General features: G+C 46.9%; 6 protein-coding genes. 2 read left to right on the forward strand and 4 right to left on the reverse strand.

Annotated features, from left to right (window positions below; all coding sequences use genetic code 11):
- Positions 1-22: 22 nt before the first annotated feature.
- Positions 23-817 carry a pseudouridine synthase gene (locus tag JGK20_RS26785; RefSeq protein ID WP_293180183.1) on the forward strand — a complete coding sequence of 265 codons (795 nt, stop codon included), beginning with the start codon at positions 23-25 and terminating at the stop codon, positions 815-817.
- On the forward strand, positions 814-1,683 hold the full coding sequence (locus tag JGK20_RS26790) for a RodZ domain-containing protein (RefSeq protein ID WP_293198547.1): 870 nt from the start codon (positions 814-816) through the stop codon (positions 1,681-1,683). Before JGK20_RS26785 ends, JGK20_RS26790 begins: the two co-directional genes overlap by 4 nt.
- A gap of 141 nt (positions 1,684-1,824) precedes the next feature.
- Here the strand turns inward: JGK20_RS26790 and malQ are convergent, their stop codons facing one another.
- The 4 genes from malQ to JGK20_RS26810 all read right to left on the reverse strand — a co-directional run.
- A complete protein-coding gene (gene malQ / locus JGK20_RS26795) occupies positions 1,825-3,333 on the reverse strand; it encodes a 4-alpha-glucanotransferase (protein WP_293180177.1) in 1,509 nt (502 codons plus the stop codon).
- A gap of 617 nt (positions 3,334-3,950) precedes the next feature.
- The gene (locus tag JGK20_RS26800; RefSeq protein ID WP_265235804.1) at positions 3,951-4,076 is read right to left on the reverse strand and encodes a photosystem II protein Y; all 126 of its coding nucleotides are present in this window, start codon (positions 4,074-4,076) and stop codon (positions 3,951-3,953) included.
- 206 nt (positions 4,077-4,282) lie between these two features.
- Positions 4,283-5,041 (reverse strand): MinD/ParA family protein, encoded by a 759-nt coding sequence (locus JGK20_RS26805; RefSeq protein ID WP_293147654.1) that lies wholly within the window; start codon positions 5,039-5,041, stop codon positions 4,283-4,285.
- Positions 5,042-5,597: 556 nt separating this feature from the next.
- Positions 5,598-6,659, reverse strand: a 1,062-nt coding sequence (locus JGK20_RS26810) for an RNA-guided endonuclease TnpB family protein (protein ID WP_293232747.1), incomplete at its 5' end; no start/stop codon positions are given.

Genomic DNA, 6,659 nt, shown 5'->3' on the forward strand with positions numbered 1-6,659 from the left:
TGGGGCTTTCCACATTCCCGTCATGTCTGATGAAAGGCTGCAAAAAATCCTCGCCCAGTGGGGCATTGCCTCTCGCCGTCTTGCAGAACAGATGATTGTAGCTGGACGAGTCCGGGTTAATGGCAATATTGTTCGTTTAGGACAAAAGGCGAATCCCGATCGCGATTTCATCGAAGTCGATGGAGTCCCAGTGAAACCAACAGATAGACCGGCAGAGGTCTATCTGTTGCTCAACAAACCCGCAGGCGTAGTTTCTACTTGCAGCGATCCCAGGGCGCGATCGAAAGTTCTCGACTTGCTGCCGCCCAAACTGCGATCTGGTCAAGGCATCCATCCCGTAGGACGCTTAGATGCAGATTCCACAGGCGCCCTATTGCTCACCAATGATGGTAAGCTGACATTTTGTTTGACCCATCCGCGTCACTCGATCGCCAAAACTTATCAAGTTTGGGTGCTCGGCGATCCCCCGGAACCCATACTACAAGCGTGGCGTCAGGGCATTATCTTGTCCGGTAGAAAAACATTACCCGCGAAAGTTAGAGTTATCGATCGCGCGCGAGACCAAACTCTGTTAGAAGTAATTCTATCAGAAGGGAGAAACCGACAGATTCGGCGCACCGCCGAGCAGTTGGGATATCCAGTGGTGCGCCTGCACCGCACAGCCATTGGCCCGATTCAATTGCAGCCCCCCGCAGGGCCGATATTGGCACCGGGCTGCTACCGACCCCTAGAAGATTCAGAAATTATTTTTTTATGGAATCTAGTCAACCTAACATCAATAAGCGTGCCAGTGAATCCCCAGGAGCACAGCATATGACAAAGAATTTATTGTTTTTATTCTCCCAAATAACTAAGAAGAAACTGCACTCCCAAGAGCCAGAAACTCCTCAGAAGAAATTAGCGGCAATAGGATCTCAACTCCGGGAGTACCGCGAACAGCAGTCGATTTCTTTGGACAGAGTAGCTGTCGTAACCATGATTCGGCGGAATCTGCTGCAAGCCATCGAAGACGGCCAACTCGACCAACTCCCCGAACCCGTCTACACTCAAGGTTTGATCAAGCGGTACGCCGAAGCAATGGGTTTGGACGGAACTCAGTTTGCCGACTTTTTCCCGATCGAACCGCCACCGCGATCGACCACCAAGCTATCCTGGCAGAATGGGCCACAATTGCGGCCGATGCACCTGTACCTTTTTTACACATTTCTAATTATCTGTTCAGTCAATGTCTTATCTCAGTTGATGGGCGGTTCTCTGACAACAAAAAACGGTACGGGAACCAAAGAACTAGCTCTTGAGCAAGAACAAGCTCGTTTAGCCCAGAGCGCCTCAAAAAATCAGAAAGCCGATAGTTACGATGCTGTGGAAGCAACAAGAACAGGTCAAAGTTTAGATAAATCTGGCAATAAACCAGTCATGGTTAACGTCAGTTTAAAAGACGAATCATGGATGAAGATTGAAGTTGATGGCAAACCCGAGTTTGAGGGAACTTTGCCTTCAGGAACTGTCCGCACCTGGCAGGCCCAAAACAAATTGGTAGTTCTAGCTGGTAACGCCGGCGGTGTAATGATTGCTGTGAATAACGGACAAGCCGAACAACTCGGAGAATCTGGAGTTGCCAAACAAGTTGTTTTTACCGCCGACGAACTCAAGCCTTCAGCAAAGCCCAAAAATGAAGGATAATCGGGCATAGGGCATCGGGCATTGGGCATGGGACATAGTTAATAGTTAATAGTTAGTCGTTAGTAGTTAGTCGTTTCTCTAATAACCAATGCCCTATGCCCTATGCCCTATGCCCAATTCCCAATGCCCAATTCCCAATTTTCAATTTTTCTGGGGAGCGCGCCCGCAGATGTAAGTCATGGTTTTGAGCCGATCGCGCACCTCCCAATTCAAAGCTTCGCGCCGATACCGCCAGCCCCAATTTCCCTCTGCTTTCCCCGGAAAATTCATCCGCGCGTCGGTATCCAAACCCAACAAATCTTGAAAGGGCACGATCGCCAAATTAGCAATAGAAAACCAACCCATGCGGATTAAAGACCAGTGAATTCCTTGGGGATCGATGCAGCCCAAATAACGCAAAACCTCATCTCTTTCGTAGTTTTGCAGTTGATTGAACCAGCCAACAGTCGTGTCGTTGTCGTGGGTACCGGTGTAAACTACACAGTTACGAACATAATTGAAAGGCAAAAAAGGATCGCCAGGCCCCGCACCGAAAGCAAACTGCAAAATCTTCATTCCGGGAAACTCAAACCGATCGCGCAAAGCTTCCACTTCCGGAGTAATTACCCCCAAATCCTCAGCGATAATCGGCAAATTGCCGAACTTCTCGTTAATTACCTCAAACAAAGCCGTTCCCGGCGCATTAATCCACTCTCCGTCGATCGCAGTTTCCTGCCCGCGCTTCACCGCCCAGTAAGCATCAAATCCTCGAAAGTGGTCAATCCGAGTCACATCTACATAAGCGAAAATCGCCTCAAAACGCTGCACCCACCACTGAAAATTAGTTGCTTCCAAAGCCTCCCAATTGTAAACAGGATTGCCCCACAATTGACCTGTTGCGCTGAAGTAATCCGGCGGAACTCCCGCCATCAAAGCTGGTTCTCCAGTTGCTTCATCCAAACAAAACAAGTCCGGATGCGACCACACATCAGCACTGTCGTGAGCGACATAAATCGGAATGTCACCAATAATTTTAATGTCGCGCAGGTTCGCATAGCGTTTCAACTCAGTCCACTGGCGGAAAAACTCGAACTGCACGTATTTGTAGTAATAAATCTCATTATGTAGCTCCTGCCGCCACTTGTCTAGCGCCTCCGGTTGGCGCTGTGCAATTTCTGGTTCCCAAGTGTGCCAGCTCGTGCCGTTGAAGCTGTCTTTTAGTGCCATAAATAAGGCATAATCTTCCAGCCAACTCGCTTTGCTCTCGCAAAAAGCCGAGAATTCTCTTTGCTGCACCGGCGATGCTTTCGCTTTGAAGTTTTCGCAGGCTTTTTTGAGCAGGGGTATTTTGTGTGCGATCGCGCGATCGAATTCTACTGTATCCAGGGGAAATTCCGGCGAATGAGCTAAATCTTCATCGCTGAGCAATTGCTCGTCCCGCAGAATTTCCGGGCTCAGCATCAGCGGATTTCCTGCCATTGCTGAATAGCACGAATAAGGAGAATTGCCGTATCCAGTCGGGCCCAGCGGCAATATCTGCCAGTATTGCTGGTCGCTCTCTACTAAAAAGTCAATAAAGCGATATGCTTCTATTCCCATATCCCCAACACCAAATCGGCTGGGAAAAGATGTCGGGTGGAGTAAAATGCCGCTAGCTCGGGGAAAAAGCATAATCTATCTAAAGATATAGGAGTTAAACATTGACAATTTGACCGATATTCCCTAGAGGTTAAACTTCGCAGTTTGTAGGGCGATTTTCAGGGCAAATACTTTTGCGATTGTCTCATATTTTCTGCTGGAACGTGGCTAAATATTTGTGTCGCAATCTCATCACAAATGCTGAGGCGATCGCACCCAGTTTATGCACAAGTTTATTTATAACTTTTAAGTGGCTTTCGCTCTATCTGTCTGGAGTCGTACATTGCGATCTCCGGGCCAAACATCAAACAAGTTCCCAAACAGGATGCAACTATATGTCCGCGTTCCAAACCCTGATGCAGTAAGCGATCCGATTTTAGATTTTAGATTCTTCGACCGGAGCGAGCGAACAAGTTTTAGACTTTAGCTTTACTCCACATATTCATCACCGGAGCAGAAACAGGAGTCTAAAATTTTTGGTTTTCTGCACACTCATAGCTTCAGGGGCTTGTACAGGTTTTTGGGCGGGGTCATTGATAATCCAAAATGGCATTAGCCCTCCTGCTCCTGAGAGCCAATGCACAAATCAGCCGACTGTTTTTGTATCTCAACAAACAGTCGGCTGCAAAATTACGGTGAAAATGCTGAGTTTAAGTTTCCTTGTTCAACAATTTCTCAACTTGTTTGAGAGCTATAGTGCCGACATTGTAAGCAGCCCAGCCGCCCGCCAACAAAACCGGACTCAATACTATTAGTATGCGCCAGTCAAAATCCATGAGTTCTCCTCCTAAAGTTTTTTAACAAATTCTCATAATCTATTTGTATCTCATTTTGTCGCCATTCTCCTGACTCCTCAAGCAAATATTGTCGCCGAAAAAGTTCCTCCACAGCAAGGAGCGATCGCGCTTGCAGGACATCGCGCCCCAGTAATTGAGACTGCAACTCGCTCTCGTCAACCTTGATCCGCTGTCCTTACACCAAATTATCCCAAAATCTGCTTGGCAATCCCTTCCACCACTTGAGTTAGAGGGTCTTTAGGGAAGTGCAGGGCAAACACCCCCTTGCTGGCTAACAGCATCATCTTGTCGCTGTGGGGCAGCACCCCTCCAACTGGGATGTTGTAAATACTCTCTACTTGCTGCTTCAAATCCTCGAAATCCAAGGATTCTGGCGCTTTGTTGATCGCGATCAAAATCTTGGGAACTTCTAATTTGCGGGCCACATCTACCGTGACAGCCGTTCCCTGAAAATCTTGCTGATCCGGACGCAGAATCAGCAGCAGGATATCCGAAATCGTGATGCTGAGAAGGGTTTCTTCGTTGAGTCCTGGGTGCGTGTCAATAAATAGGTAGTCTAAGTTCAGAACGTCGATCAGTTCTTGAAAGCCGTCGGTAAGCAGTCCCACGTCGTAGCCTTCCCGCAAAACTCGCGCTATCTCCCCTGCTTTAATGCTCGAAGGAATCAGATAGAGGCTGCCGTTACGGGCTAATTTTGGCAGCAGCGAACTCACATTGTAAGCCGTATCCGAGATCGGACACCGGCCCCACAGGTAATCGTTGAGGCAGCGATCCATGTTGTTCTCGCTGAAACCGAACAGCACGTGAATCCCGGGCGATTGAATGTCTGTGTCCACAATGGCGACCCTGTTTCCGCCGCGAGCGATAATAGATGCCAGGTTTGCAGTCATGTTAGATTTGCCAGTGCCACCCCGGTAAGAGTGGACAGAGATGATTTTGGACATGATAGGCGTATTGCAAAGATTAAACAATTATCTCTTTAAGTCTAATCATTTATGGACTTTCAAGTTTTTGAGATGCTGGACTTTTATTTAGATTCAGTTGTTGATTTATGTCCTCTATAGTTGGGAACCCTGCTTAGCTACGAAGTCTGCCAATCAATCAGACTCTAGAAAAGAAGGCATTAATGAGAGGTAGATCGGATTGTAGTCTACAACCAAAAGTAATCTCAATAACCCGATAGGTAAAATAGATAGAAGGCGTAGTAATTCGGCCGCTAGGCTTAACACCGTCAAAACGGAATGTAAATCATATTTGACCGTAGATTCTACAACGATGACAGGGAGAAACGCGGACAATCAATTATTATGCAATTCACGATCGCATCATATATCATATCGATCGATCTTCCTTGCCGCTCAAATCCTCCTGGTCTGTTAAAGTATCAATCTTTTCCTGCTTCGTAAAACTTACCCAAACTTAACTAAAGCCATCTTTAGCTACAATGAAAGAGTTCACTTCCTGCGCTATTGGGTGGTCGGCCATCCCAAGATAAGCAGGCTATCCCCCAATAGCCTTGGGTTCCCAATTTAAAATATTTAAACTGGCATTAAGATCGCGGTCTACCGACAGACCACAAGCAGGACAATCATAAGTCCGAACGCTGAGTGGCATATCTTTTTTATGCCCGCAATTAGCACAAATCTTAGAACTGGGAAACCATCGATCTACCAGCACTAATTGGGAGCCATACATTTTGCATTTATACTCTAACTGTCGCCTGAATTCGTAAAAACCTAAGTCGGATATTGCCCCAGCCAGCTTGTGATTTGCCAGCATTGCGCTGACATTCAAGTCTTCAATCTTAATTCGCAAGAAAGTCTGGGCTAAGTAAGTCGTCAACTTGTGAAGGAAGTCTTTACGAATGCAGGCAATTTTTGCGTGAATTTGGCTGATTTTGTCGTAGGTTTTGCGTTGGTTGTTAGAACCTTTCACCTGCCTTGATGCTTGGCGCTGTAACCGTGCCAGCTTGGTTTTCGCTTGTTTTAGGGGTTTTGGTGCATCAAACACTTGATTGTTTGACAGGGTGGCGAAGGATTTGACACCTATGTCAATTCCTACAGAACTTTCTCTTTGTCGCATCGGTAAACGTTGGGCATCAACACAGAAAGAGACGAACCAGCGATTTCCTTCTTTTGAGAGCGTGAAAGTCTGAGAAACAAAACTGCATGAGAGTGGCTCGTGCAATCGGAATGTTCCCAGTGTGGGAATTTTAATAGTCCTGCCTGCACTTAACAAAACTTTGCCGTTTGACGAATCAACCGTGAATGATTGACCGTCACGGCGGCTGACAAATTTTGGATAACCGGCTTTCCCCAAACGATACCTCCCAAACGCATGACTCAAGTCAATCAAAGCGTTTTGGTAAACACGAGAAGACAACTGATTCATCCAAGTACATTCAGGTTGTTTCTTGACGTAGTTAGTGAGAACTTTCTTGATTTCGTTGATGACCTTTGAGTCGGAAAACTCACCTGCACCGTACATTTGGACTCGCAGGCTCAAACCCATGTTAAATACCACGCGCCGAAATCCTGCGTGTTTTGCCATCAAGGTCGCTTC

It is taken from the genome of Microcoleus sp. PH2017_05_CCC_O_A (assembly GCF_020738785.1).
Classification (GTDB): domain Bacteria; phylum Cyanobacteriota; class Cyanobacteriia; order Cyanobacteriales; family Microcoleaceae; genus Microcoleus.